Annotated in this window: 1 protein-coding gene; it reads right to left on the bottom strand. The window is 72.9% G+C overall.

Translation table 11 applies throughout. The features are described 5' to 3' along the window. The coding region (locus AB8Z36_RS39095; RefSeq protein WP_369218113.1) for a polyketide synthase dehydratase domain-containing protein at positions 1–1,826 on the bottom strand (1,826 nt) is incomplete at both ends.

Raw genomic sequence — 1,826 nt, 5'->3', positions numbered from 1 at the left:
CGACCACACGAACCAGCCGAGGCACCCGCACACCACCATCACCGTCACCGATGACGGCCTCCGGCTCATCCACCGCCAGCGCACCGAGCACCATCTCGGCGTCCACCGCACCCGGCACATCCAGCAGCCCGAAACGACCCGGATGCTCGGACACCGCCGACCGCACCAGACCCCGTACGGCAGCGGCGGCCAGGCCAGCGGCGCCCTCCGCATCCTGCGTGACGAAGACCAACCGGGAAGCGGCGAACCGCTCCTCCGCCAGCCACGCACGCACCAGCTCCAGCGCCCGCGCGGCGGCAGCATGCACGTAAGCCGCCACATCGACGCCCGCCGTGAGTTCGGCGGCATCGACCAGCACCGTCCCCGGGACCTCACCAGCAGCAGCCAGCTCCCCGAGGTCGGCGAACGCCACGAACCGCTCATCCGACAGGCCCGCGAGCCCCGTCTCCGCACCGAGCACACCCACCGGACCCGAATCGGCACCGGTGTCGACGGACCGGGCCGGAACCCACTCCACCTGGAACAGGGAGTCGCGGCCGGGGGCATCGAGCCTTCCGGCTGCCAGCGGACGCACGTTCAGGGACTCCACCGAGGCGACGGGCGCACCAGTGGGGTCGGCCAGTTCGAGGGCCATCGTGCCGTCGGCGTCGCGGGTGAGCCGCACGCGCAGCGCGGAGGCGCCGGAGGCGAGCAGCCGGACTCCGCCCCAGGAGAACGGCACCCCGCCCCGGCCGTCGTCGTCGAGCGCGAAGGCGTGCAACGCGGCGTCGAAGAGCGCCGGGTGCAGGCCAAAGGCGTCGCCTTCGGTCTCTTCCGCCAGGGCGACCTCGGCGAACAGCTCGTCGCCGCGCCGCCAGGCGGCACGCAGGCCCTGGAAGGTCGGTCCGTAGGCGAATCCGGCTTCGGCGAGCCGCTCGTAGCAGTCGCTCACGTCGACCGGCGCCGCGTCACGCGGCGGCCACACCGAGGCGTCGAAACCGGTCGGCGCCGCGTTTCCGGCAGCCGCCAGGACTCCGGTGGCGTGGACGGTCCACGGGGCCCCGGCCGCGTCCTCGGCGCGCGCGTGCACGCCGAAGGAGCACCGGCCGTCCTCGTCGGGTGTGCCGACCCGCACCTGAAGGTGGATGCCGCCGCGTTCGGGCAGCACCAGCGGGGCGGACAGGGTCAGTTCCTCGACGATGTCGCAGCCGACCTCGTCGGCGGCCCGTACGGCGAGTTCGAGCAGGGCCGTGCCCGGCACCAGTACGGCACCTTGCACGACATGATCGGCCAGCCACGGGTGGGACTGCGTCGAAAGCCGCCCGGTGAGGACCACGCCCTCCGTGCCCTCGACACCGGCGAGTTCGACGGCCGCCCCGAGCAGCGGGTGCCCGGCGGCTCCGAGACCTGCGGAGCGCATGTCACCGGCGCGCGTCGACACACCGGCGGGCCAGTAGCGCTGACGCTGGAAGGCGTACGTCGGCAGGTCGACGGCGCGGGCGCCGGTACCGGCGAGGACACCGGCCCAGTCCACGGTCACGCCATTGGTGTGCAGTTGGCCGAGCGCGGCCAGTGCGGTGCTCTCCTCGGCGCGATCCTTGCGCAGCAGCGGCACCAGGACCGCGTCCTCACCCGCGCTCTCGCGTGCCATGCCGCTCAGCACACCGTCCGGGCCAAGCTCCACGAACCGTGACACACCCTGCTCCACCAGGGCGCGCACACCGTCGTCGAAGCGGACGGCCTGACGGACATGGCTCACCCAGTAATCCGGGGAGGTCAACGTACCCGCCTCGGCGAGCTGTCCGGTCACATTCGAGACCACCGGCAGCTTCGGCTCACCGAACGAC

Source organism: Streptomyces flavofungini (genome assembly GCF_041028215.1).
Lineage (GTDB): Bacteria > Actinomycetota > Actinomycetes > Streptomycetales > Streptomycetaceae > Streptomyces > Streptomyces flavofungini_B.
Note: the sequence above shows the minus strand (reverse complement) of the source record. Positions and strands in the feature narration are given on the sequence as shown.